Origin of the sequence: Enterococcus sp. 3G6_DIV0642 (assembly GCF_002140635.1) — a bacterium.
GTDB classification, from domain to species: domain Bacteria; phylum Bacillota; class Bacilli; order Lactobacillales; family Enterococcaceae; genus Enterococcus_D; species Enterococcus_D casseliflavus.
The window spans coordinates 3,369,086-3,393,939 of the sequence record NZ_NGLH01000001.1; the positions used below are offsets into that span (position 1 = coordinate 3,369,086).

Annotated in this window: 22 protein-coding genes; 3 read left to right on the forward strand and 19 right to left on the reverse strand. The window is 35.4% G+C overall.

Going from position 1 to position 24,854, the window contains the following annotated elements:
• Positions 1 to 125 precede the first annotated feature (125 nt).
• The 11 genes from A5878_RS16330 to A5878_RS16380 form a co-directional block, all read right to left on the reverse strand.
• A complete protein-coding gene (locus tag A5878_RS16330; protein ID WP_005230455.1) occupies positions 126 to 995 on the reverse strand; it encodes an ROK family protein in 870 nt (289 codons plus the stop codon).
• 51 nt (positions 996 to 1,046) lie between these two features.
• Entirely contained in the window at positions 1,047 to 2,039 is a 993-nt protein-coding gene (locus A5878_RS16335) for a LacI family DNA-binding transcriptional regulator (protein WP_005230454.1), read from the reverse strand.
• A 175-nt stretch (positions 2,040 to 2,214) separates the two neighbouring features.
• Positions 2,215 to 3,699 (reverse strand): glycoside hydrolase family 32 protein, encoded by a 1,485-nt coding sequence (locus A5878_RS16340; protein WP_034869507.1) that lies wholly within the window; start codon positions 3,697 to 3,699, stop codon positions 2,215 to 2,217.
• Entirely contained in the window at positions 3,700 to 5,307 is a 1,608-nt protein-coding gene (locus A5878_RS16345; protein ID WP_002323465.1) for an ABC transporter substrate-binding protein, read from the reverse strand.
• A gap of 48 nt (positions 5,308 to 5,355) precedes the next feature.
• Positions 5,356 to 6,240, reverse strand: a complete 885-nt coding sequence (locus A5878_RS16350; protein WP_005230433.1) for a carbohydrate ABC transporter permease — start codon at positions 6,238 to 6,240, stop codon at positions 5,356 to 5,358.
• Between the two features lie 15 nt (positions 6,241 to 6,255).
• Positions 6,256 to 7,248 carry a sugar ABC transporter permease gene (locus A5878_RS16355; protein ID WP_005230430.1) on the reverse strand — a complete coding sequence of 331 codons (993 nt, stop codon included), beginning with the start codon at positions 7,246 to 7,248 and terminating at the stop codon, positions 6,256 to 6,258.
• A 927-nt stretch (positions 7,249 to 8,175) separates the two neighbouring features.
• Positions 8,176 to 9,486 carry an alpha-glucosidase/alpha-galactosidase gene (locus A5878_RS16360; RefSeq protein ID WP_005230428.1) on the reverse strand — a complete coding sequence of 437 codons (1,311 nt, stop codon included), beginning with the start codon at positions 9,484 to 9,486 and terminating at the stop codon, positions 8,176 to 8,178.
• Between the two features lie 70 nt (positions 9,487 to 9,556).
• Positions 9,557 to 10,168: a DUF624 domain-containing protein gene (locus tag A5878_RS16365; protein ID WP_005230427.1), complete on the reverse strand. Its 612-nt coding sequence runs from the start codon at positions 10,166 to 10,168 to the stop codon at positions 9,557 to 9,559.
• A gap of 24 nt (positions 10,169 to 10,192) precedes the next feature.
• Entirely contained in the window at positions 10,193 to 11,023 is an 831-nt protein-coding gene (locus A5878_RS16370; protein WP_034869509.1) for a carbohydrate ABC transporter permease, read from the reverse strand.
• Positions 11,013 to 11,882: a carbohydrate ABC transporter permease gene (locus A5878_RS16375; RefSeq protein ID WP_005230425.1), complete on the reverse strand. Its 870-nt coding sequence runs from the start codon at positions 11,880 to 11,882 to the stop codon at positions 11,013 to 11,015. Before A5878_RS16375 ends, A5878_RS16370 begins: the two co-directional genes overlap by 11 nt.
• Positions 11,883 to 11,911: 29 nt before the next feature.
• A complete protein-coding gene (locus A5878_RS16380) occupies positions 11,912 to 13,219 on the reverse strand; it encodes a sugar ABC transporter substrate-binding protein (protein ID WP_050759625.1) in 1,308 nt (435 codons plus the stop codon).
• A gap of 251 nt (positions 13,220 to 13,470) precedes the next feature.
• Between A5878_RS16380 and A5878_RS16385 the strand changes: the two genes are divergently transcribed.
• On the forward strand, positions 13,471 to 13,689 hold the full coding sequence (locus A5878_RS16385) for a helix-turn-helix domain-containing protein (protein WP_080650843.1): 219 nt from the start codon (positions 13,471 to 13,473) through the stop codon (positions 13,687 to 13,689).
• Between the two features lie 77 nt (positions 13,690 to 13,766).
• Positions 13,767 to 13,991, forward strand: a complete 225-nt coding sequence (locus A5878_RS16390) for a helix-turn-helix domain-containing protein (RefSeq protein WP_034869511.1) — start codon at positions 13,767 to 13,769, stop codon at positions 13,989 to 13,991.
• A gap of 1,028 nt (positions 13,992 to 15,019) precedes the next feature.
• On the opposite strand, the gene A5878_RS16400 is transcribed toward A5878_RS16390, so the two are convergent.
• The 8 genes from A5878_RS16400 to rplM all read right to left on the reverse strand — a co-directional run bounded on the left by A5878_RS16400 (position 15,020) and on the right by rplM (position 23,222).
• A complete protein-coding gene (locus tag A5878_RS16400; RefSeq protein ID WP_005231948.1) occupies positions 15,020 to 16,576 on the reverse strand; it encodes a hypothetical protein in 1,557 nt (518 codons plus the stop codon).
• Between the two features lie 335 nt (positions 16,577 to 16,911).
• On the reverse strand, positions 16,912 to 17,859 hold the full coding sequence (locus A5878_RS16405; RefSeq protein WP_241761045.1) for a hypothetical protein: 948 nt from the start codon (positions 17,857 to 17,859) through the stop codon (positions 16,912 to 16,914).
• Positions 17,860 to 17,953: 94 nt separating this feature from the next.
• Positions 17,954 to 18,418 (reverse strand): hypothetical protein, encoded by a 465-nt coding sequence (locus A5878_RS16410; RefSeq protein WP_034869513.1) that lies wholly within the window; start codon positions 18,416 to 18,418, stop codon positions 17,954 to 17,956.
• A gap of 142 nt (positions 18,419 to 18,560) precedes the next feature.
• Positions 18,561 to 19,298, reverse strand: coding sequence for a TatD family hydrolase (locus A5878_RS16415; protein ID WP_197525958.1), 738 nt, complete (start codon positions 19,296 to 19,298; stop codon positions 18,561 to 18,563).
• Entirely contained in the window at positions 19,285 to 20,487 is a 1,203-nt protein-coding gene (locus A5878_RS16420; RefSeq protein WP_005230403.1) for a hypothetical protein, read from the reverse strand. The genes A5878_RS16415 and A5878_RS16420 overlap by 14 nt, the downstream gene beginning before the upstream one ends.
• Positions 20,487 to 21,107, reverse strand: a complete 621-nt coding sequence (locus A5878_RS16425; protein WP_086295776.1) for a hypothetical protein — start codon at positions 21,105 to 21,107, stop codon at positions 20,487 to 20,489. Before A5878_RS16425 ends, A5878_RS16420 begins: the two co-directional genes overlap by 1 nt.
• Before the next feature lie 1,260 nt (positions 21,108 to 22,367).
• On the reverse strand, positions 22,368 to 22,760 hold the full coding sequence (rpsI, locus tag A5878_RS16435) for a 30S ribosomal protein S9 (RefSeq protein ID WP_003128901.1): 393 nt from the start codon (positions 22,758 to 22,760) through the stop codon (positions 22,368 to 22,370).
• 15 nt (positions 22,761 to 22,775) lie between these two features.
• Positions 22,776 to 23,222 carry a 50S ribosomal protein L13 gene (rplM, locus tag A5878_RS16440; protein WP_301969661.1) on the reverse strand — a complete coding sequence of 149 codons (447 nt, stop codon included), beginning with the start codon at positions 23,220 to 23,222 and terminating at the stop codon, positions 22,776 to 22,778.
• A gap of 406 nt (positions 23,223 to 23,628) precedes the next feature.
• Between rplM and A5878_RS16445 the strand changes: the two genes are divergently transcribed.
• Positions 23,629 to 24,843: an argininosuccinate synthase gene (locus tag A5878_RS16445; RefSeq protein WP_005230386.1), complete on the forward strand. Its 1,215-nt coding sequence runs from the start codon at positions 23,629 to 23,631 to the stop codon at positions 24,841 to 24,843.
• Positions 24,844 to 24,854 lie beyond the last annotated feature (11 nt).

The following is a 24,854-nucleotide window of genomic DNA, read 5'->3' on the forward strand; positions in this document are numbered from 1 at the left end:
ATTACGCAAAAAATATATATGAACATCTATTATTAGCCATCCTTTTTTCTAGCTCACATTTTAGTTAACCTTTTTATCTATCCTAACTGCTATAAAAACTCTCTCACACGTTCTTTAACATGCTGCTATTGTTCCAACTTCTTTATTGCTAAAGCTAAGCAGCCGATCAATCCTGCATCGTCAGCAAGCATTGGAGTTAGTAGGTATTCTTCGAGAGTAGGGGTATCCACATAGGAACCCATTTTTTCTTTAAACGCTTGGCGAATCAACTCGAGTAGTTGCGGCTGTTTCATTACACCCCCACCTAAAATTATTACTTCCGGTGCATATAGTAACGTTGTGTTATACACACACTGAGCAAGATAATCTGCCTCAATCGCCCAATAAGGATGATCAAATGAAATGGTTTGGGCTTTTCTTCCAAAGCGTTTTTCAATCGCGGGGCCTGAGGCTAACCCTTCCAAACAATCATGATGAAAAGGACAGATTCCTTCAAATTGATCTTCATTATGACGTTGTAAGAGCATATGTCCCATTTCAGGATGACTGAAACCTGTGACTATTTTTCCATCGACTACAGCACCACCACCAACACCAGTACCAACGGTGTAATACAGAACACTATTTTTACCTTTTCCATACCCTGCCATATATTCTCCATAACAAGCAGCATTTACATCGGTAGTCCAATAGATGGGAACCGACAAGGCGTTTTCCAAAGCTCCTACAAAATGATAATTTTGCCAAGCTAACTTCGGGGTGTTGGTGATATATCCGTAAGTTCTTGATTCGATTTGAATATCAATAGGCCCAAATGCTCCTACACCAATTGATGCGATATTTCCTTTGTACTTATCAAAGAAATCAAACACTTGCTTCATCGTTTCTTCTGGTGTTGTGGTTGGAAAACTTTTCCGTTCTATCACTTGTAATTGTTCATTACCAATCCCACAGACAAACTTTGTTCCACCAGCTTCTATCCCGCCATATAACATTTTATCTACACCTTTCATTCACTCATTTTCAAAAAAAGAAACGTATTTGCACTAAGCAAAATCGTTTCTCACTAAAGATTTCGTTGTTCCACCTTCACCAAATTCAATCGGCAATACGGTACGTTTTTCTACTGTCTCTCCATTAATGACAGCAATTAATTTTGCCACTGCCACTTCCGCCATTTGCTTTGTAGGTTGGGCAATTGTTGAGACGAGATAAGGGTCTCCTTCTGTCATCTTTTGACCATCAAATCCGATAACTTGGACATCCTCTGGTACGTTTTTCCCTATTTTTTCAAGCATACCAATGACAGCTAATGCCATCGGATCGTTGATCGTAAAAATCCCATCGATATCGGGATTCTCTAACAAAAAATTTGTTACACGTTCTGAGAGATGGTCTAAAGGTTCTAACATATCTAACGCTTTATAGGAAATCCCCAATTGACGGCACTCAATCTCAAAATATTTTCGACGACTCTTCGTTTCATTCGGTGTTTCTTGGTACCCACCGATATATGCTACATTCTGACATCCTCGGCGATAAAGTTCATTTGCAGCCAAACGTCCACCGGCCGCATTGTCAGCGGTCACATAAATCACCTCTTCAGTGAAATAACGGTCAATACTAACAAAAGGCAGATTACTCGAAATGTATTCATCGATATCTGAATAAGTAATTCCAATGATGCCGTCTACTTTATTTTGGCTAACCATCTGGATATATTCTTGTTCTTTTTCACTATTCCCACTGGAGTTACACAAATAAAGCTTGTAGTTTTGTCTTTCTAATGCTGTTTCTACATGGTAGGCAAATTCGCCAAAAAATGGATGCCATACAGTGGGTAGAATCAAAGCAACCGTATTCGTATGCTTCATCTTTAACCCCCGGGCATAAAAATCTGGTTGATAGTTTAACTCTGTCATTGCTGCTTCAACTTTTTCTCTAGTAGAAGCTTTAACAGAGCCGTTATTCAATACCCGGGAAACAGTTCCTAATCCGACACCTGCTAATTTTGCGACATCTTTCATTGTTGCTTTCATAGTTGATCCCTCACATTTCTGCACAAGTTTAGTATAATGAATTTTGTCATAAATTACTAATTTTTTCAAAATACTAATAGCAAAGCCATGGGAAATCTAGCTATCTGTTCTTTTCTAAAAAATTGTCCTTCAAAACCTATTAAATAATTGATTCATCGCCTAAGCAATCAAACATTTATTTCACACTCGCTGTTTCAAAAGCTTGAATACGACTTTCTCCAATCGAATGAAACAAGATATCTCGAGCTTTTTCCAGCTCATAGAAAGTAGCCGTCATAACTTCTAAACCATTAATAAAGACTTCAACTGATGAGGTATCTCTAAAAATCTCAAGAACGAGCTGATTATCAATCAAAGGTACTTCAACTTTTCGGACATTCAGAGATTCTTCTTCCGCCCCTGTAAGCTCTCTTCCTAGTTTCTGACGATCCAATTCAAAAACCTGTTTAGCAGTGTCATAAGTTAGTTTGAGACAATCCGTCTTAGACCGCAGTAATTCAATTGTAAAAACTTCTGCTTTCTCCAAATCTGCGACTAGATGTAAATATGAAGAATCCGACAGTGCGTTTCGAAATACGACTGATGTGTCAGTCACTGCGATATTTTCACTGCCTTGTTGATAAACTAAATGACTATATACAGTTGAGATGGGTTTTTGTACCAATCGATTTTTTTTCACTCTTAACTCTCGGGGCAAACTCATAGAGCCTGCCCAAAGATGGCCTAACTCATGTGTAGGCAATGTACGATCCCACATCTGCATCCAAGCAATCATCACCCGTCCACCATTAGGATCTGTTGTTGTTTGTGGTGCATAAAAATCCATTCCAAAATCCATTTCATGGAAATTATCAACTATCATCTGACCTGTTTCCCAGTTTACCTCACCAATACAAGCCATGGTAGAACTGATATTATGATATTCCAGTCCGTTCTTCTTGATTTGTATCGGAGACATGATTAAGACATCTCGTCCGTCTAAATGGAATAAATCAGGACATTCCCACATTATTCCTTGCTCTGAAGTCCCTTCTAGCAACACAGAGTAAAAGTGCCAAGTATACAAATCTGACGATTGAAACATCACTATTCTACCAGTAGACTGTGTAGATTTAGTAGCTACTACCATATAGTAAGCATCGTTGTGAACAATTACTTTAGGATCACGAAATTCTTGTATCAGCCCATTTTCACCTAGCTGTTTTTCTGCTACCACAGGATTACCACTGTATTTGCTAAAATGAATACCATCTTCAGAGACCGCCAAACATTGATGCTGATGGCTAATACCATCAATTTCTTGACAGCCTGTATAAAATAAATATAGTTTTCCGTCTCTTTCAATTGCACTTCCTGAGAAACACCCGCCGCTGTCATAAGGTTGATCTGGGGCTAACGCTACTGGTAGATCTTCCCAATGGACCAAATCACTACTGCGCGCATGCCCCCAATGCATGGGCCCCCATCGACTATCGTAAGGATAGTATTGATAGAAGAGATGGTAATGCCCTTTGTAATATATAAACCCATTGGGGTCATTTATCCACCCGATGGGTGCGGAAAAATGATAGTTTTGTCGATACTGAGGGTTAACTTTTCCTCGCATCATTTCAATAAATCGATTTGCTTTATCCAAAATCGCCGTTTCTTCTACTAACACTTATTGTGCTCCCTTCAAAAAATTATCATAGCCAGTTTGTTTTATTTGAATCCATTCTTCCAAACCTACACGTTCCAATTCAGCAAGGTATTCTTCCCATTCTTCATCGATTTTACCGCCGGTGATCCACTCTGCTCTTTTGCGATAGATGTAATCCCACATATCTGTTTCAATTTTTGCTAATCGATCTGTTTCTTCTTTTTCTAAAAAGACACGTGGATAGATATTGTCTTCTGTAATATATGGCAAATACGTGTCATGCATCAAATCTAAACGCCACTTCGCATCATCTGGCATAGTAGTGACTGTGCCGTAATAAGAATCAAGAACTGCTAATGGTCCTCCAGCTTCGGTTTTTTGTCTTAGTTCCCCCGGTGCTGTCCCCTCTAAAGGCAAATGTTTTAACATACCATCCTTTAATTCAAAAATATTCGCCTGTGCTTCATCACCGTAGGTTCCCCAGTTATTTTGGACAGACTGTAACGGTTCATACATTTTATCTATCCACCTAGCTGTAAGTTCCAAGTTTTTATTCGCACTAGTAATTACGAAACGATCTCTTGAGAAACCCATGCCATTCGTACGAGTAACGTGTTTCGTTCCATCTGGTCCCGCTAAGACTGGCAAGACGTCATAACTATCATCTGCACCCGTGATATTTGCTTTATCCCAAGTAAAGTACACGCCATACTTATGTTCTTTCCCTTTGGCAACATACGTATTCCAATCTTGTTCGAAAGCCTCTTTATCAATAAGACCTTTATTATTCATTTCGTTGAAATATTTGATGGCTTCTTTATACCCTTCTTTGTTAGCAGTAAATTGTACTTGGCCATCGTTATCAACGACTAAGTGGTCATCATTATCACCTAGACCGAATGCCCCCATTAAAAATTTTAAGTCTTCGTTTCCTCCATTGTTAATAAAGCTAAAAGGAATTTCATCTGCTTCACCATTACCATTTGGATCTTGCGTCTTGAAAGCCTCCAACACAGTCATCAACTGATCAGTGGTTTGCGGCATTTCAAGACCCAAATTATCCAACCACTCCTTGTTGATCCAAGCCATCCCATTTACTGTATGAATCGACTCTTTTCCTTCGCCTAATTCTTCAATCCAAGGCATAGAGTAAATGTGACCATCAGGTGCAGTAGACATTTGTCGGTATTCGGGGTTTTCATCAAAAATTTTCTTCAGATTTGGCATATAATCTTCGATCAAATCTTCAATCGGTACAATAACACCACTTTCCGCCCAGTTTAATAAATCATAGTCACCTGCAGCGGCGTTGAAGATGGCATCTGGTAAATCACCACTAGCGATATCCAAATTTCTTTTTTCGGCAAAATCACTACTGTAGTTTGTCCAATCAATATGGAGATTGGTCTCTTCTTCTAATCGCTGGAAAATCAATTTGTCATTAGGATCATTGGGAGCCAAAGGGGCACTTTGAGACATCATTTTTAAAGATACTTTTTCTTTCAATGGAAAAGAGACATTTTCTAATTCATAATCAGGGCTTGATGTACTCTTTTCTTTTGAGCCTCCACAAGCCCCCAAAATTAGTACGGAAGTAAAAACGATTGGCAGCATCCATTTTGCTTTCATCTTAAAATCTCCTTTATAATTTTTATTCATACAAATAGTGAACAATACTTATCCTTTAACAGAACCAACTAAAACACCTTTATCAAAATATTTTTGGAAGAAAGGATACATTATGATTAATGGCAGACTAGAAATGACGATCGTTGCGTATTTAATCAACTCAGCAATTTGTTTCATTTCTGCCATGGCTGTATTGGCTCCCACCATATCTTGTGAGGGTTGGTTTTGGATCAAAATATTTCTTAATACAAGTTGCAACGGCTGTAAGTCGGGATCTTTGATATAGATCATGGCGTCAAAGTATGAATTCCATTGTCCAACAAAGGCATATAGAAACAACACGAACATAATTGGTTTAGCTAATGGAAGCATGACTTTGAACAGTATTTGCAAGTCATTGGCCCCATCGATAGTAGCAGCTTCAGAAAGTTCTTTTGGCAAAGCACTAAAATAGGTACGCGCTAAGATAATATTCCACACATTTATAGCACCTGGTACGATAATCGCCCATACACTATCTAACATGCCCAAGTTCTTTACCAATAAATAGGTAGGTATCAAGCCGCCACCCACGAACATTGTAATGACAAAAAAAGTCATAATAATCTTTTTCCCAGCCAAGTTAGGTCGAGACAAAGGATACGCAGTGATCATCGTAATAAATACAGTCAATAAGCTGAAGCTAAAAGAGTAAAACAACGAATTTACAAAACCGCGTAAAATGGAATCATCTGCAAATACCCGCTGATATCCTTGTATTGTCCAATCTTTCGGATTGAAGCTTATACCTTTATTGATCAAAGTAGCTGGGTCCATAAAAGAAGCTACCAGTACATAAATCAGCGGAACAATGGTGATAACGACTAAAAATGTTACAATCACTCGGTTCAACCATAAGATTTGACGGTCGATTTTTGATAAAGCACTATTCATAATTTTCTCCTTTCATTACAAGCCTTGACCATCGTTTAGCCGCTTGGTTATATTGTTGACAATCAGTAATAAAACGACATTAATAATCATATTGAACAGACCAACAGCAGCAGAGTAGGCATAATCACCTGATTGCAAGCCGACTTTGTATACATAAGTGGAAATGATTTCTGAGGCAGGGATGTTCATTGAAGTTTGCATCAAGTAGGCTTTTTCATATCCTACATTCATAATACCGCCGGCGGCCAAGATGAAGCTGATCACCATCACAGGCCTCAATGCAGGCAAATCGATATGCCAAATCTTTTGTAAAATATTTGCCCCATCGATATTTGCTGCTTCATATAAATCGGTACTGACTCCCGCCAGTGTTGCGGTGTAAAGAATGGATGACCAGCCGATTCCTTGCCAAATTCCAGATAAAATATAAATCGTTCTGAAATAAGCTGGATTAGACATGAACATAATTGGTTGCCCCGTAACCTTTTCTACTAACCCATTAATAGGTCCATTTGCGGATAGGAACAAAAACAGCATACCCACGATAATAACTACTGAGATAAAATTCGGCGCATATAGAATCAACTGGATTTTCTGTTTTATTTTTTTATTGATAATTTGATTCAAGCTCAGTGCTAAAATAATTGGTGGAAAAAAACCTAACAATAAACCATAAATGCTAATTTTTAATGTGTTGCTCAGCAAAAGTGTAAAATTTGGTGAACTGATAAATTCCCTAAAGTGATCTAGTCCTACCCAAGGACTTTCCAAAATTCCTAGCATAGGATTATAGTCTTTAAATGCAATCACAGCACCGTACATTGGCACATACTTAAAGATAAACGTCATGATGATACCTGGTAAGAGCAACAAGTACATCCACTTATCACGCCGCAACTGTTTCTTTAATTTTTTCCACTTCGAGATATTTTTTTTATCCCGTTGTACCGCACTTATCTCACCACCTGGTCCCAATGTCTTTTCCAATTCAATCTCCTCCCAATACATTTTAGAAACGTTTCCATTTTTGTTTAAAAAAATAAAAATTTAACGAAGAAGCCTTTTGGAAACGTTTCCGATATTTTCGTTTATAGATTACCATAGCCATTTTTTTAAGTCAATATTTTTTTGTAATTATTCTTTCACCCACACAAAGCTTCCTTCAATTCATTTATGGTTTTCGAAAATTGTTAAAAAATAAGAATCTCGATTATTTCATTAATCCTATTTTTTCTCTACTTTTCTAGCATTCTTCTTTTATGAATCTGCTTATCACAACTTGCATTCCCTAATCTCTTTTTAACAATTATTCACTATTTAACTGTTCCAATCGGAAGATTATCTGGTTAGTTATTTAAAAATAGCTCGGATTCACATTTATTTTTTGCTTTTTAACTAACTAAAAGCGAAAAGATAAGAGTTAAATTTGTAAATGTATATAAGGTTAAGAGCTGTTAGATGAGCTTTTTAGGGGAATCTCGGTAAACTAAAGATATTCAAAAAAATTGTGAATTTACTCCAAATCAATACAAAGCTTTTCTTTCAAATAATCAAGTTTTCTATAGAGACGCTTGCGCTTTCCTCCTAAAGCAGTCCCATACTTAGTCAATCTCAACATTCAGCCACATAATACTTTTGCATATGAATGATCTGTGATTAGATAACGAAGTACTTGTTTTCGTATCATTTCAGATTTGTAATAAAAAAAGATTCAGTCTAAATTTTCTCAAGTCTTCTATTGAACGAACTTTTCGTGTTGGATCATTTTCTACGTAAGGACAAAAAATTTCATCAACAAAGTGAACATCTTTGTGCCATAACTCCTAATATAACAACAAAAAAGAAGTGAAACCCAAAAATTATTTTACAATTTTTGAGTTCGCTTCTTTTTATAAACTTCCAGCACCATAACAATAGACTAAAGCCGAACTTTTTCTATTTGTACTCTGGCAAATAACCTGCATGGGCTTCAATTAATTCGTCTACTAGGCAAGTAATTGCTTCTAACGAGAGTTCCGAAGAAAGATGCGGATCTAGGTAAGCTGCTTGATAGATTTTCGAACGATTCAACGTCAATGCAGCTTCGACTGTTAATTCTTGTACGTTGATGTTTGTTCGATTTAACGCTGCTAACTGAGTAGGCAGTTGCCCTACATAGGTTGGTTGAACGCCGTTCTTGTCCACTAAACAGGGAACTTCGACACAGCAGTCTTCAGGAAGATTGGTTATGAGGCCTTTATTCAAAACATTCCCTGCGATAACAGAAGGAGTACCAGTTACAATTGAATCCATAATGTATGACGCATATTCATTACTGCGAGTATGGGTTAATTCCCCATTCATAACAATACTTTCCCTCATCTGATTCCAGTCACTAATTTGATTTTCACAGCGGCGTAGATACTCATCTAGTGGAATATCGAAACTATCGATTAATTCTGGGTACAATTTTTTAATAAAGTAAGGATGATACTCCGCATTGTGCTCACTAGATTCTGTAATGTAATAGCCAAAACGTTTCATCAATTCAAAACGCACCGAATCTTGATGGGGATGTGATTTTGCTGCTGCTAGTTCTCTGATTTTTGGATAAAAATCTTTCCCGTCTTTTGTCAATTCCAGTAAAAAAGCCATATGGTTGATCCCAGCGATCTTCCACTGAAATTCGTCAGCATTATATTGTTCTGAAATCCCCAGTTGTTTAAACAACTCTGACACACAAACTTGCACACTATGACAGAGTCCAACAGTTTTAATCTTCGTTCCTTTCAAAATCCCCATCGTCAACATCGCCATTGGATTGGTGTAATTTAATAACCAAGCTTGAGGGCAGACCTCCTCCATTTCTCTTGCAAACTCTAGCATCACTGGCAATGTCCGTAGGGTGCGGAAAATCCCACCGATCCCCATGGTATCACCAATGGTTTGTCTTAGACCGTATTTTTTGGGAATCTCAAAATCAATCACTGTAGATGGCTGGTAGCCGCCTACTTGGATTGCATTGATGACAAAATCTGCGCCTGTTAAAGCTTCTTTGCGATTCTGATAGGTTCGGATTTTTGCCCGATCATGATTGGCATTTTTATTGATCGTTCTCAACATTAGCTCTGATTCTCTAAGTCGCTGTTCATTGATATCGTATAATGCAATATCAGCCTCAGATAAACTTGGGGTCAGCATCGCATCCCCCAACACATTTTTTGCAAATATCGTACTTCCTGCACCAATAAATGTAATTTTAACCATATACTTGCTCCTCTCAATCTCTTTCATATTTTCTCGAAAAATCCATCTTCTATTTTCCTATTGGCAACATTTACTCCATCGATTGTTTGTCTATTTTCTTCTGTAACAAGACATAATTTTTCAGCACTAGATACATTGATACACTTCCAGAAAAGAACAACAGAAACATCGGAAAAAGAAACCCTATACACGCTATGAGAATAAGAAAAGCCAAGACCTTAGCTGTTTGAACTGGAAATGCTAGTGCAAAGCATCCTGCCGAAAAAAAGGTCTGATACATCGATCTTCCCCAATAAACACTGATAGGAAACACATAGACAAGCATGGATAAAGTACCAATAATCGCTAATAGTATGGGAATGCGTAGACCGATAAACAGCGGCTCTTCGGAGGTTAAAACTATGTGAAAATTGATCCCTAAGCTACCGAGAATCAACCAACAGATGCATCCTAACTTATTACTACGAAAAAATACTTTTTTATAGCAACTAAAGAAGTCCTGCGCTGTCCATTCGGTTTCACCCTCAACGACGAAGCGCTTTAACAGAATGAAGCTAGTCATCGTAGCTGGAAAAAATCCAAAGAGACCACCCCCTAAAAGGGTAAACCCTAGCCAGAGAATGTTGAGGTACGCAAATTTCATTATCCACTCTAAATACTGTGCCAGTTGATTGATTTTCATTTACTAATCATCCTTTTTTATCTATCACTTGATCCCTGTCAATGTGATTCCTTCGATAATATAGCGTTGGGCAAACAAATAGACCAGAATAATTGGAATTACCGAAATCGTGGCACCTGCCATCATGTAAGACCAATTTGTCACATAGAGTCCTTTAAAGTTATTTAGCAACAAAGGAACCGTGAATTTTTCAGGCGTTGAAAGATAAATCAATGCATCCATGAAGTTATTGTACGTGCCCATAAAGATAAAGATCGTCATGGCTGCAAGCGCCGGTTTGATCAATGGTAATATGACACTCCAATAAATACGCGGGATGCTCGCACCATCCATCACTGCCGCCTCTTCTAATTCTTTGGGGATTCCTCGAATAAATTGTCTCAATAAAAAAACTGCAAACGCGTTAAATAGAGCACCAGGAATGATCAATGGCAAATGCGTGTTTAACCAACCTAACTTGTCCATAATCAAATACAATGGAATCATGGTGACTTGCTTAGGAATCATCATTGTCGCTAAAAATAGCAGAAACAGAGCCTCGGAGCCCTTAAATTTCAACTTTGCAAAAGCATAAGCAGCCATCGATCCAGTGAAAAGCTGACTAACAACGACGATGATCGTAATGTAGAAGCTGTTCCAATAGGCGCGACCAAAAGGCATCGCTTGCAATGAATCGAGGTAATTTTGCCAAACAATCGGATTCGGGAACCAAACAGGTGGTATTGCAAAAATCTGTGTCATATTTTTTAAGGAACTGCCGATCGTCCAGAGAAAAGGAAAGACCATCAAAAAAGAACCGATTGCTAGTAATCCGTGTAAGCACAATATGCCTACGCTAATTTTCTTATTCTTCATAATGAACCCACCTTTTTTGCGCATAAAATTGAATCAATGTAAGAACCAAAATCGCGACAAACAGGATAACCGCGCCTGCTGCACTTGACCCAAAGCGAAAATCAATAAAGGCCTGCTGATAAATGTGATAGACAAGTGTATAACTGGCTTTCCCCGGACCACCTCGAGTAAGAACAAATGCTTGGTCAAACACTTGAAACGAACTAATAATCGCCATAATGGATAGAAAGAATGTGGTTGGTGAAAGCATCGGTAAAGTGATTTTAAAAAATTGCTGCAACTTACTGGCACCATCCATTTCTGCTGCTTCATAATAGGATTTGGAGATATTTTGAATACCTGCTAAAAAAATCACCATATTGTAACCTAGCTGCCACCAGATACTTAACATAGCGATAGACAGCATCACGATCCGAGTATCCGTCAACCAATTAGGTCCTTGGATACCGATCATCCCTAATACCTGATTCAATATCCCAATATCACCATTTAAAATCCACATCCACATGACGGACACAGAGACTGAGCTTGTCACAACCGGCATGAAGAAGAACAATCGATACACATTTTTTCCCGTACGTTTATTCAAAACGACCGCTAATACCAGCGCCAGACACAGACCGATCGGAACAGTGAATAAGGTATAGAGTAACGTATTGTATGTTGCTGTCCAAAAATCAGGATTGGCAAATTGATTGACATAATTCTGAATCCCTACAAACGTCCGAGCACCAAACCCATCCCATGACATGAAGCTCAAGCCAATTGCTATTGCCACTGGAATCAGAGAAAAAATGATGAGCCCCACTAATTGTGGCGTTAGAAATAACCAGGCCCATTTTGTTGTGCTTTTCCTCATCCTACCACCTCCTCATATAATAAGTATTGCTACGGTTGATTGGCTTCGATCAATTCATTGGCTGTGTTTTCCAAGCGTACTACAGCTTCATCAAGATCTAACTGCCCTAAGAAGAGTAGATCAAGAATACTTTCTAATTGATCACTTAGTCCTGGAACCAATGCCTGTTTATCTTCTACTTTACCGATATCTCTGGCATCGATTAAATAGTTGGCATGCTCAGGTATCGTGGCATTTTCAATGATGTCATCTGCTGTCGTCACAGAAGGAACAGCATTCCCCTCATCTTCTAATCGATCCCGTTGTCCTTGCTCCGAAGTATAATAGGATAGAAAGCGCAACGCTTCTTCCTTATTTTTTGAATGATCACCTACTGCTAAATACGCGGTTGCAATAAAGCTAGGCTCGATTTGTTCACCTGTATTAGTAGGATATGGAATGTAATCAAACTCTAATGCCTCATTTTCGCTGAACATTGGTGTAAACCACCGCCCCGCTGACACAAAGGCTGTTTGGTTGGACATAAACATGGCATCCCCACCTTGCCCCTCTGGCAAAGCCCCGGCATAGGTAAAATTCCCCTCAACTACATTTTTCGTCAAATAAGCAAAGGTTTCTATTCCTCGTTCATTTTCAGGTAAAATAAACGAACCATCGTCCCCATACATTTCTCCCCCATTTGACCACAACCAACTGAAGTAGTGATGTGCACCATTTTCTAGGACATGACCATATTTTCCATTAGCAGTGACCGTCTCATTTATCTTTTGGAAATTATCCCAAGTCCAATTTCCAGATTCATATAATTTTTGCGGTTCGTTAGGATCAAGTCCTGCTTCTTCTAGCACTTTTTTGTTGTAATATAACAACATCGGATTGGAATCGACAGAAACACCATAGATCTGCTCTCCTCTTCGAGCAGGGCCCCAAATTCCTGAGGCAAAGTCATCAACTTTGACGTAGCTATCCTCTGATTCCAAGAAATCTGTTAATTCAATCAATCGTCCCGTCGCAATCAGTTGCGCCATTTGTACCTCCCCTACATAAAATAAGTCAGGAGCTTGACTTCCTTGCAACTGCGTGAGTAATTGCTGCGCATACGTATCACCAGGAGCAGGAATAAGTTCGATGGATACGTTTTCATTTTGTTTCATATAGGCATCAATCGCTCGCTGATATACTTCTTGTTCTGCGGGATTTCCCCAGGCTGTCATGGTTAGCGAAACTTTCCCATCATTGCTACTAGACTCACCATGATTTGATTCATTGGAACAAGCAGATAGAAACAGGATACTGACAAAACAAACTACCCCTAGCAAACACAATCTTTTTCTCACATAAATTCCTCCTTATAATTGCTTGGTTAAAAATCAACTAAAAGCTAAAACTTTTTAATACACTTGGTCTGAAAATAAAGTAGTAAACTTGTAGTAATTTTCCCCCTTTCGTTTACTACGATTGTAGTTTTATTATTGGTTCTTTTAGGAAAGTCTAAGGTGTGTTGTTAAAAGCAAATTACTTTATGCGCTTATCGCATATAATGTCGCAACATAAATCCCTTCCCCTAAAATATAAGTGAGGTGATTTTATGTATTATAGAATTCGTGATTTACGAGAAGATAAAGACTTGAATCAAGAACAACTTTCTAAATTATTAAACATTAGCCAAACTACTTACTCTAGATATGAATCAGGGAAGCTAGACATACCGACACAATCCTTGATAAAACTAGCAGATTTTTACTCTACTAGCGTTGATTATTTGCTCAATCTAACAGATTACAAAAAGCCTTATCCTCGTAACTAACCTTATTTTATGCGAAAAACGCATAGAAGTCAATATGCATTTTTCGCATAAAGTAGAATGTTATCGAGGTGAGAACTATGTTTCAGAGAATCCGTGATCTGCGAGAAGACAACGATTTAACCCAACGCCAAATTGCTACTCTTTTAAATGTTTCACAGTCAACGTATTCTCGGTACGAGAACGGTGCGCTGGATATCCCTATTCAAACGTTGATTAAGTTAGCAAGCCATTATGACACTAGTATTGATTATTTGGTAAATATGACTGATGTAAGAACTTCTTATAAAGCCAGTGAGCACTGATACCGAAATTTCATTGTAATAACGCTTGAAAATCATTATAAGAGATGAGTAGACGCTCATTAACCAGTTTCTTCTCTCGGATTTTCTGTTTATATTAATGACTGGATGTGTTTTTAGCTTAAAGGTGATAAATAGGAAGAACTCACATAATGTTTGCTAATAAAGCAACAGATTTGGTAACATTATACTCTATGATACTTACATAAACATCAATAAAGAGGTAATTTTTGTGTATAAGGAAAAAGTGTTAGTGATCCATATTTAAGAACTTGTGAAAAAACATAATATTTCTTTACGAGAGCTTTCTAGGCGTGCGGACATAGATATTGCCCGGCTAAGCTAAGTGAACTATCCAGTGGAAAACGGCAACGAATCAATATTGAATACATCGAACGAATAGCTGAGGCTTTGAATATAGATGATATTCTTGAGATTTTGACGATTGAGGATAAATGAAAGTTTTCATAACTAGAAAAAAGGTAACCATCGTTTTCTAGTTAGATTATTGTGTAAAAAGATAATAATGCTAGATGAGATTGATCATGAAAAATCACTTGGGTCCCAATCAGAATTGTTCATCATTGGCCCGCGAAATAAAAAATAAGCACCAAATGATACTTATAAGAGTATCATTTGGTGCTTATTTTATTATGTGTTATTGCTTATAAGCAACATTATTATTGAAAAATATTTATTTATTTCATTATTCACTATATCACTACTACTACCTTCTATTATTGATACCTTGATTTCTCAGGTAAATATAAAGCAAAATAGTATTTAAGACAAGGTATAGATATGATGGCTAGAACTATTAATATTTCCAATATTCCCGTTTTACATTCATTATACTGATCAGTCCATAGTACCAAAGAACTGTAAGAGAGCAACTATTTTAACCAAAAATATATCGTACAATGCTTGAATAGTCGATACATAGATATTAGCATTTTGAAACTATGATGATTTACGAGCTTTTTTGGGACCTGATTCTGAGTATATAAAAATATCCTCACTTTAAATATATTTTAATAACAATGGTATTCATCAATAAATTCCCGAATATTTTTAAACTCTGCCCCATGCATAGGAATTACAAATTGGTAATCGTAAAGTTCTATCTTGGAAAATCTTTTCGTAAATTTTCTAGGCATCCCTTTATCATTTCTACTCAGAGCATCGTTAACCAAAACATTTCCAATTGAAGTATTCATGAGTCTTAAGTAATGATCTATTAACAATATAGATGAAGGCAGCTCAGTACTAGTACCAATCCCAATAGAATAGTTTGTTAACGTGAAGTATTGAATTCTATTTGGTTTTTTATTAAAAAAATTCTCTCCAAAATATTCACTAAGTACCGAATTTTCATCTATATGAAATTTAGCTTTTTTATTCTGAATTAATGCTTTTTTCAAATTTTGTTGATCTAATTTAATAATTTCTTGGGCGCTATCAATTGGCAGCTTAAATTTTAATTCAATAATATGTAATTCATTATGAAAAGGGCTATAAACTAGTAAGTCAACTCCAGGAATAGCTTTTTTTCCCCGCTCAATCAAATATCTCGAATCTAAGTTATTTATTATTTGACAAACTTGATGCTCTTCAAGTTTTTTTTGCTCACTATCAAATTTGGATTTATTTTTTATATTTAGAAGTCTAATGATATTAGTATCTAATCGTTGTATCATAAATAAAGTATTTAATACCATTAATTCTCCATCAACTGATACAAAATATGATAATGATATATCCGAATGACTATCTGTAAAATCAAAAGTTAAAAATGTTATAATTTTCTCAATTTTTTTTGAACTTAGATAAGTCTCCTTTCTGATTTTTTTAACCCACTCACTTAATTTATGTTTTTCGAATCCATACTCATTTGCAACTATAAAAAACTGATAAGTTCCCCTAATGATAATTTTATTTAATATAGTAGTAAATTCAATATAGTCTTTTAACGTGAAATCTCCAAAATCAATATCGACATTTATTTGAAACATTTGTTTATGAGAAAAATCAAGTACATCAAAAATGTTATTCAGATTACGTTTCACAATTTCTTTTTGATTACCATATACCTCTAGGTCTCTAAACAGGACATCATAAGTGATATTATACTTAACCACTTCATCGTTGACATAATTAAAGTCCATGCGATTTTTTTTATTGATAGTTACTTTAACAACATCTTTAGAATGAAAATATTCATATGTCCTAAAAATAGATATTTTGTACCCAATTGACATTAAGTCTAAAATTTCTTCAACCGTTATTTTATAATTGCTTATTCTTTCTTTTTTTTCATATGTTAAAATTAACCCCTTAAATATCTCGTTTAATGATTCTTGAAAAAAACTAGCCATATCAAATAATGGAAAATCTAAATTTAATTGTCGTTTAAATATATGCTCATGGCCTGTAATTATTCTGTGAATGGTTCCCAATTTTTTAAATATTAACTCAGCTGCTTGTTCAGAATTCATTGAGAAAAACTCATGTGAATAGAATTCTTCTTCTATTTTTTTCCTTATTTCATATATTTCTTGACTTACTTTCCTCTTGTTATATTTCCCCATATTCTTATCAACCTTATTTTTTTATATTTCGGAATAATTATTATATCTTTTTAAAAAAAGACATTTTCCAGCTCTATAATTTATAGGAGTGAAGAATCAGAACTGATTCTTCATTTTCATTATTGACAAAAAGCCTCTAAATTTCAAATCGTCTGAAGAAAAAAATATATAAAGTTTAACGTTTTAAAAACTTACAATAGTAATGAATATAACGTGATTCACATACTAAAATTTCATTGAGTTTCAAGAAATTGGAATTAAATGGTGTCAACTTTTTAAAAATCAGTGCGAGCCAAAAATAAGTATTTAAAATATTCTACATCAAATATTTCAAATCAATATTTTTCCACTTCGATTTTTCTTTTTATGTCATACAATATATTTTCATGGCTGAGGTCAACAAATGATTTATTGTCTCTTATCTTCATAGCATTCAACATTGAATGAATTGTCTCATCTGTAATAATTAGAGATAGGTCTTTTTTTCTTCTAAATTGAGCTGACACTCTTTCGTACGCTTTATTAATATCAGATATTTTACGACAAACAAGAAATCCCACTTTACTAGATGATTCATTATACCTTCCCGAAAGTTGATCAAATTCAGGATTAGAAACTTTCCCAGAATAATTTTTGCATTCTACATATATATAATTAGAGGTTATTTCAGATTTCAAGTTTTTAAAAAAACCTTTTTCTGCTGTATTTATATAAGATATATCTATCCTTTTTCTATCACTATCTATAGGTGTCTCCTCCTTTGGATTGGATAGAGAAGGGTAGAACATAAAAGTCAGAAGTCCCGAGATAAACTTATGATATTCATAGGCATTGCTTTTGCCACTAGGAATAGATTTAAGAGTTAAAATAAACGCATCAATCAATTCATTATAGTCATCATCCGTTAACTTCTCATTTTGAACCTCATAAAGTTTTTCTATATCTAAACTTTTAAAGTGTTTCTTCTTTTTAAATGCGTCCATTATTTCCGGATACTTACTACTAAATTCGAGAACAAATTCTTTTCTGTCAACTCTATCTCTTTCTCTAATACTTTTCTTTGTCACGTAAGGATCTCCTATTTCTTGATCCTTTTTAGGCTGTCTATGTTTAATCAAGGAACTACTAGGAATTTGTAATTCTTGTTGGGTTAAAAAGTTGAGCATGTCATGTTGTACAAACACATCCTTCTCAAAAGTATATTCACCTTCAGAAAAAACTGTATTCTTAGGGACTAATAAAATTCTTTTTTCTCCAATTATTAATTGATTAATATCTTCCATTTTTTCCCATCTAGATGTTATCCCATTCCAAAATGGTTTTGATACCATTTTTTCTGTAGGAATATTATGTAGACGGCATTGTTCATAAGTATACTCAAGCAATTGAAACCGTATTAAATTCGTTATAATATTCAGAAACAGTATCATTCCCGACATCCTCAATGTAAAATTTCATATCAGACAAAGTCTTTATCACATCAAACTGATTTCCATGCTGATGCTGAATGTCATATAATTTATAAAAAATTTCAACAACTTTTTCTGTACTTTGAAATGTTCCTCTAGGCTTTCCTTTTGATCTCCCCAGACATGTTTCATTGGGTTCACTTAATGGACTACATAACTTATATAGTTCTTTTTTTCTTCCTAATTTAATATACTCATGAATTTTTCTAAAGAAGTCTTCTATTAGAATGTTACATTCCCTAGCCCAGACATCGTCCCTAACAGAAAAAATATAAGCATCCAAAAATAATGGAATTTCTTTGTCTATATCAATGTTTATAAAATCTAATTCATGTTGTTGTTTATTTAGAGCGAATATTTCTGATATTTTCATAATAACCTCCAACGACTAACATATATACGCAGTACAACACACTTTATCACCATATTTTAAAGTAATCACTCAACTGTTGCTTAATCTCTAACATAGCATGTTCAAGAACCTCTTAAGATCCTTCTTGTCTTAAACTCTGATTTCAATTAATTCTATCAATATCCTTCTGAAACAATAGTCTCTTAAAGTTAGAAAAAACTATCTTTTCAAAACCTGGGATTACCTTCTCAAAATCATCATAAATTTCTTTTAAGTCTCGGGGATAAACAATCTTTTTATCCTTTCTTGCAAATGGTCCATCAGTTTCAAACAATAGTTGTGATTTCGGAATGCTTTGAATGATTTCCAACCCATTCTTTGAAGAAAGCATTTTATGATTTACAGAAAAAAAATAACCCGATTCAGCAATATCTTTCAACGTTTTTTTTCCACCAGTATACCAATGAAAAATTGCATTTCTCACATTATTTTTTTTGAGTATCTCAAGAACTTCCACTTCTGCTTTTCTAGAATGAATTGAATAAATATTACCTTTGTTGTATTTAGGATTAGTTATTTGTTGAAATATTTCAACTTGCTCTTTTTTTAATCGTTGATTTGATCCAGAAAAATCAAGTCCTACTTCTCCAATATATCTAGTATACTTCAATCCTTTTTCAAACTCATTCCTACTAAAAATATACTCTCCTACCATATCTGGATGAAACCCTAATGCCATTCGTACATACTTATAGTTCTCATATTCATATCGAGTTTTCAAAAATATTTCCGGCAAGTAAGTGACAAAAATAGCGTATATCTTCAATTCTTCATACTCTTTAGCTAACTCTAATGGTTTTGAATAAAAATCAATGTGAACATGCAAATCAATATATCCCATATTTTTCAATAAACCTTTCGTATTCAGCGACAAATTTATCAAACATTATTTTTTGTTTTTGTAAGTAACTTTCATCCTCATGAAATTTCGGTTTATTGTTAGATATTTCACCAAAGATTGTATCATTTTTAATAGCTTCGACATATGCTTCAAAATATCCCACATTGTTATTGTAATCTTTCAAATAATTCTTTGGCGCAGAAGTGATATTTTCATACCCAACAAAATATTCAGTATCGAAAGTCTCATTATCATGCGAAGCTAAAGATATTTTTCTAAGTATACATGGAATACAAGTACCACATTGCCCTTTATGTTTGTAATGTCTTCCAGCTCTGCTTTTACCACATGTAAAAGTATTTTTTATTTGTGATTTAAATTCAAAATTCATATTTGCAATAACTTCTCCTTTAGTTTTATACTCAAACTTGTTTAAAATTCGAATATCATAGCCAAGAGCAGTAAGAAGTTCATTGTAAAGAAATATTGTTTTAGGATGAGTGGTTTTTGTAGTAAATCTTCCAAATTCTGGATTCAAAGATAGTATGCCATTCTCATACATTCTAATCTCTCTTGTAGAGTTAGATATTGCTTTCGATATCGCTAATGAAAGATACAATAAAGATCGTGTAGACTGAAAGTGAAACGTTTTTGCTTTTTGATATTTATTCCTAATATCAATCTCACTTCCGTGGACAGAAAAAATCTTATTATAAAAAGATTGTAATAATACTTGGTGTGTTTGCTCTTCTGACTTATTGACGTATCCCACGTAATCACTTAGAATATTACTTGAAAAATTATGATATGCTCCTGCTAGAGAATCTAGTCCTCCTGAAAAAAGAGTTATACACTTTTTTTGAGAACTAGGAATTTCTAATGGTAAGATATTAAATATTTTTGTGTTTTTTTCAAACATCACATTAAACAGATCTCCAGATACCCAATTAAGAAGTTCAATCAATTGATCCTTTGAACTTTCCCATCTTTCAATATTATATACTTTTGCTGAAACAGCTATTTTTCTAGGGGCTTTATTATTTGAATCTCCACCTGTAGAAATATCTCCATCAAAAGCTGCAAGCATTACGTTAACTATGTCACAAGCATTACATCGTTCATGTTCACTCATATAATAGTAATCTGTAGCTTCATCAATAAAATCTTGAAAGTAAGAATTTGTTTCCATTAGAAACCACCAAAATTTTTAAGTTTATCAGCAATCTGTTCATTTACTGTAGCCAATGTTATTTTACCATCAATCAAGTTCGAAATATTTTCTCTCACATCATCTTCAAATAACTTATCAGCAAGAGGTTCAATGAATTCCTTTCTAATTTGCGGGATAGTTAATCCTTCATCTAAACCTTCTAATGCTCCTTGCATTGTATTTTCTAATGACAGGAACACAATTCGGTATAACAATTTCTCTATAAAATACCTTTCATCTTTTTCTTCATTAATAGTTTCTGCTAAAGCTATTCGCAATGATTTTAGTAATATTTCAGACATTTCCACATTCAGATTATCTTCAACAAGCTCCATTACCTCGTTTATCCATTGTTCTCTTTTTAACAAATTATGTGCTATTTCTTCACACTCATCTTCTTCCAATGCATAAAGTTTTGAAAGCTTTCCACCTACAACACCTACAATACTCTGATAAGTTTCTTCAGAAACTTCTTTGCCAATAAAATTACTTTTCATCGTACTAGTTATTTGTGGCAAACTCGATTTGGCCTCGTCAATAGACTTTCCTGCGAGAATTTTTCTAATAGATTTATCAACTCTAGCTTTGTTTGTTCCCATGAAATCACTCCGTTCTTATTTAGTATAGAAAATAGCTTTCCTTTTAAACAATTATACAAGGTTATGGCATTTCTTATAACCTAAAAATCAAATTTTGTTAAAAATAATACTTTATTCATTTATATATATATTTATACATAGCATTGTCTTATTCCATTTTCTACTTATCCTAGCGAAATAACTCTATAAGTATATATTACGAATATGTGAATATGCGTTTTAGTATAGTAAACTTGTTTGGAGCAGTATTACAGTTCTTAATGCATTTTTACCCCATCTTTACTTTATATGTAACACCATTCAGCGTGAATTGTCATATAATCGAGGTCTGACTCATTTATATTTTCCCAGACTTCTTGGAGTATTGATTTACTGCGTATGCAAACTATAATTTCCTCATATATCTTGGTCATTCACTAAACTGGCTACAATTATCTCTTAATTATATAGTCTTCAGGTTGAGATCATTATGCTTTTTGTCAGTTCAAAAAAGCATTTACCAAACTAAATTGCAAAGCGTCTGAAAATGTTGCTATATTGGCATTTTGAAAGCTGCGAAACTTTACGAGCTTTTTTAAGACCTTGTTAACCAAGTCAGCATTTTTGAAATTATCTTACTTTCACGGTACATGTTTAAAGCCATCCAAATAATTCAAAAAGTTTGATTTGTCCATCGTTTGGATGAGCGCTACTAATATTATTCCTCTTATTCAACATATGAACTAATTTTTGATGAACAATATCAGTTTTTATCTCAATCTTTAAACAATTATCTAATAAAACTCTATCTTTAATATCAATTAAGTCATTTATATCAACTAATCTTCTCTTAAATTATCTCCTACTGCTGAATCACAAAAAATATCCATACAACACACTATTATTTTTGTTATATAAATTAATAACAACCTCATTCCATAAGTCATCTAACGCTGAGACAAATCTTCCAATTAAATTTCGAAAGTTATATTGCATTTTTTGAATTTTTAGATTTATGCTTTGGATTATTGTTTAAAAGCTTCCTGATATTTGATTCTTTTACGACTTTGTAGTTAGTATATTTTCTGATGGAAGTCCCAAAGGTATTAAATAGTTTTCGAAATCACTGTTAACCATAATTTCCATTTCTTCAGAATTAAACGAACTCACCTCATTTGTTTAATTTCCTTCTATTTTTTATACTATATGTTACCACAAAACAAAAAAAAGACATTCCCAAATAAATGGAAAATGTCTTGAAATGTTGATATATAGAATATATTAACGTTTTGAAAACTGTGAAGCTTTACGAGCTTTCTTAAGACCTGGTTTTTTACGTTCAACCATACGTGCGTCACGTGTAAGTAAGCCAGCACGTTTAAGAGCTAAACGGAAATCAGGATCAACTTGTAACAATGCGCGTGCGATACCGTGACGGATTGCACCTGATTGTCCAGCGTATCCACCACCATTTACGTTTACAAAAACATCGTATGAACCTTTAGTTTCTGTAACGCCGAATGGTTGGTTGATTACTTCACGCAAGTCTGCGTGTGGGATGTATTCTTCAACATCTTTTTTGTTAACAGTAATTTTACCAGTACCTGGTACTAAACGTACGCGGGCTACTGCATTTTTACGACGGCCAGTGCCGATATATTGAGCTTGTGCCAATGAAATTCCCTCCTATTAGATTAAGTTTGTGATGTCCAATACTTCTGGTTGTTGTGCAGCATGTGGGTGTTCAGCGCCAGCATAAACATGAAGTTTCATTCCTTGTTTACGGCCTAAAGTGTTTTTAGGAAGCATGCCTTTTACAGAAGTTTCGATCAAACGACGAGAATTTTTAGCACGTAATTCTCCAGCAGAGATTGATTTCAATCCTCCTGGGAAGTTTGAGTGACGGTAATAAATTTTATCGCTTGCTTTGTTACCTGTTAATTTGATTTTTTCTGCATTAATGACGATTACGAAATCGCCTGTATCCACATGAGGTGTGAATGTTGGTTTATTTTTACCACGTAAGACAGATGCTACTACTGCTGAAAGACGACCCATAGGAACATCTGTTGCATCTACTACGTACCATTTACGTTCTACTTCGCCTGGTTTGGCCATATATGTTGTACGCACAATTTTTTCCTCCAATTCAATTTCACGAATGTTTGACATACACTTGAGTTTCCGGGGCTCTTGTGGGGCAAACAATACCATATAACATAATACCTTCTATAAAGCCTAATGTCAACGTAATTCCGCCTCTTTTTGAAAATTTTCTCCATTCGTTTTCTGCCATTTTCTCTGAAAAACGAAACTTGTTGTTGCAGGATTCTAAAACTGAATATCTTTATGAATATTATGTATAAACTTTCATTAGCAAAGTGAGCATCCACTTCTTTTCCTTAACCATCGACAATAGTATAAAAACCTGATAATCACCACTTTTATGTATAAATATTTAATTTTACCCTTGATTTATTATTTTTATTCTGATAAGATAGCTTCAATCACTTGAAAACACGCGGAAAAGGAGTTAATAAGTATGAAAGAAAAAGTAATATTGGCCTATTCTGGAGGATTAGATACCTCCGTTTCAATTAAATGGTTAACGGACCAAGGATATGATGTGGTGGCTTGCTGCCTAGACATCGGTGAAGGTCGCGACACCCAATCCATTAAAGACAAAGCTTTGGCAGTTGGCGCGATTGAATCTTATGCCATCGATGCCCGCGAAGAATTCGCCCAAGATTTTGCTTTGATCGCTTTACAAGGCAATACTTTTTATGAAAATTCTTATCCTCTTGTTTCCGCTTTGTCTCGTCCATTGATTGCCAAGAAATTGGTGGAGTTGGCATTAGCGACTGGCGCAACGACCGTCGCCCACGGCTGTACTGGTAAAGGCAACGACCAAGTTCGGTTTGAAGTGGCGATCGCTGCTTTAGCGCCTCACTTGAAAGTCATCGCACCGGTTCGGGAATGGAAATGGTCCCGAGAAGAAGAGATTGCCTATGCGGCTGAAAAAGGAGTGCCGATTCCCGCTGACTTGGACAATCCATATTCCATCGACCAAAACTTGTGGGGACGTGCCTGTGAGTGCGGCGTCTTAGAAGATCCTTGGGCAACACCGCCAAAAGGAGCCTACGCCATCACACAAGAATTAGAAGATACTCCTGACGTACCGACGATCGTTGAGATCACCTTTGATCAAGGGGTACCGACGGCCATTGATGGCGAAACGATGAATCTAGCAGAATTGATCATGAAACTGAACCGGGTGGCTGGCGAGCATGGCGTTGGTCGGATCGACCATATCGAAAATCGTCTGGTGGGAATCAAATCACGGGAAGTTTATGAATGTCCAGGAGCGATCGCTTTGATGACGGCTCATAAAGAATTGGAAGATTTGGTCTTTGTTCGGGAATTGGCGCATTTCAAACCAATCATCGAGCAGCAATTAGCCCAAGTCATCTATGATGGTCTTTGGTTCAATCCATTGACGGAAGCCTTGATTACCTTCCTGAAAAGCACACAAGTCTACGTCAACGGAATCGTGCGTTTGAAATTATTCAAAGGCAACGTCATTTGTGAAGGACGGAAATCTGAAAACAGCCTGTACGATGAAAACTTAGCAACGTATACTTCTGCAGATACCTTTGATCAGCATGCGGCTATCGGCTTCATCAAATTATGGGGACTGCCAAGCAAAGTGCACGCTGAGATCCAAGCACAACAGCAACTAACAGAAACATTGATTTAAGTATGCACGGC